Source organism: Haladaptatus sp. (assembly GCF_049589095.1).
In the GTDB taxonomy this organism is placed as follows: domain Archaea; phylum Halobacteriota; class Halobacteria; order Halobacteriales; family Haladaptataceae; genus Haladaptatus.
The window spans coordinates 1-2,101 of sequence record NZ_JBAWAC010000220.1; the positions used below are offsets into that span (position 1 = coordinate 1).

Sequence of the window (2,101 nt, forward strand, 5' to 3'; positions counted from 1 at the left end):
GGAGATATCTACTGGATATGTCAGGTGGCTGCCACTCCTATCCTCAAATCGGACGCTCCCACCGTTTCCGGCAGGGTACGGGCGATTGTCGGCAGATTCGGAGGTACTTGTGTCGCTACCGGTACCGACGTATCCCGAAGGGTTATCTTCGAGCTTCGGCCGGATGCATCCGAATTTGTCCGATTGTCCCGGTTTGGGCGCGGATAGACCGCGACGGATGGAATACGATACGCAGGGAGCGTACCTAAGACTGTACCGTGCAGTGAAAGTGGATGAAGACGGCGATTCATCTCCGCCCTCAAGGGCGAGGCATTCTCACCTGAAATTCTGTAACAACTACTCACGCAAGTTTCCCGATCAGGATCTCTGCGGGCCACACTCCCCACCGACGGTGTCGCTCCTGTCGCTCAATTTCAAATCCTCCCTCTTCGAGGGCTCGACGTGCGTATACGGGACGACATCCAACGCGTTCGTAGCCCGGCACGTGGTCAAACATCCAATCGTACGTCTGTACGAATGGGTCGTTTTCGGAGTCTGCTCTCTCCATGGTCACAACTCCTAGTCGACCATCCGGTTCCAACACTTGTTTGATTTCGTTGATGACTGTGTGCATCTCTCCCGGCGAAAACAACTCGAGGGTGTCCTCGATGAAAGCGACATCAGTTGTGCCCTCTCGGATGGGAAGTGACCGGGCGTCCCCTCGGAGCAGATCAATCCGATTAGTCATTCCTTTTCGCTTGGACCGGTGGCGAGCACGCTCCACCATCCTCGGCGCGGCATCGAGCCCGATAACGTGACCCGTCGGACCGACGTGCCGAGCGAGGGCGGTCAGAGCGTGTCCCGGCCCACATCCGACCTCCAAAATTTGCTCACCGGATTCGATAGCGAGAAGATTCAAGGCACGCTTTCGAGTCCCGGTCTGCATTGGCGCGATAAACCAGTCGTATGCTTTCGCTAGCCAATCGTAGGTCGCTACGATAGTTTCGTTCGAGACCGCACTGACTGGTATATCGGTCATACGTTGATTTTGGCCGCCCAGTAACATCATACTGTGCTACTGGTTCCCTTCTGTCGGGTGACGTACAACCAGTATATTGCTATCCGAATGAGGGTAAACGGGCGGGAAGGCGGCGAACCAGCCCCACTACTGTTTCGATCACGTCGAATGTTGTGTCTGTATTCATCCAAACTGATGAGATTTGACGATTCCGATGAGCTATCACGGGGAGGAGGTCACGTTGATTCTTCTTCGGTACGCACAGCGGCACGGCGCTCAGGAATGAGATCAAGGTCGCTGTCGATATCACCGAGGATGAGGAGCGCGTAGTAGCGCAGATACGTCACGACGGGTACTTGGGCGAGCGCGACGACGAGGAGCACCGAGAGGACAAACAGCAGTCCAACGATGGTGAGGACTCCGATCCCGAACGGCTGGACCGTCGTCAACAGGACGAACCCGATCGCCCCGAGGATGCCAAAGGGAATCAACAGAACAAGCACAGCGATGCCAGTCAGGATCGCAATGATAATTCCGCCGGCAATTGAGAGGATGAATCCGCCGACGGCGTACGCGAGGTATTGCCAGGGATTGGCGGTGATCGTCGGCCAGAGTCGCCGCCAGCCGCCGAGTACGCCACAATCCTGGATGATCATGACCGGAACGACGAACACTGTGGTGAAGCCATTGATCAGGCCGACGAGAATCGCGAGAATGAGGAGCGCTGGCACCAACAGCAGGAAGGCGACGATCGAGAACCCATCGGCTGGAGCCGCATTTGCGGGCCCAGTCTCGACAACGACTGGCAAGAGAAAGAGTGCAGCAATCACGACGACGCTGCCCAATACGAGCAGTCCGATAACGAGCCGAAACCCGAACAGACGGACACCCTGGCGCCAACGCCGGTTCCAGTACCGGCGAACGGTGATTTCCTCGTGACGGAGCGACTCGATGAGGACGAATTCCATGATCGATCCCACTAACAAGAAGAGGATGCCAAGCAGGATGACTGCCGCAATGATCACCGCGACGAGGAGCCAGACCCGTGGACCAATATCCGGTGGCATCGAGAAGCCACCCGGTGGGCCTTGGTCGGCTGGGATG

Annotated in this window: 2 protein-coding genes; both read right to left on the reverse strand. The window is 57.0% G+C overall.

Annotated elements, in window-relative coordinates:
- Positions 1-340 precede the first annotated feature (340 nt).
- Entirely contained in the window at positions 341-1,018 is a 678-nt protein-coding gene (locus tag WBV42_RS07185) for a class I SAM-dependent methyltransferase (protein ID WP_423985421.1), read from the reverse strand.
- Positions 1,019-1,233: 215 nt separating this feature from the next.
- On the reverse strand, positions 1,234-2,101 hold an 868-nt coding region (locus WBV42_RS07190; RefSeq protein WP_423985422.1), incomplete at its 5' end, for a DUF7544 domain-containing protein.

What these genes read in the sequence shown, in the direction of transcription:
- WBV42_RS07185 (WP_423985421.1), bottom strand. Translation starts at nt 1,018, where the DNA reads ATGACCGATATACCAGTCAGTGCGGTCTCGAACGAAACTATCGTAGCG.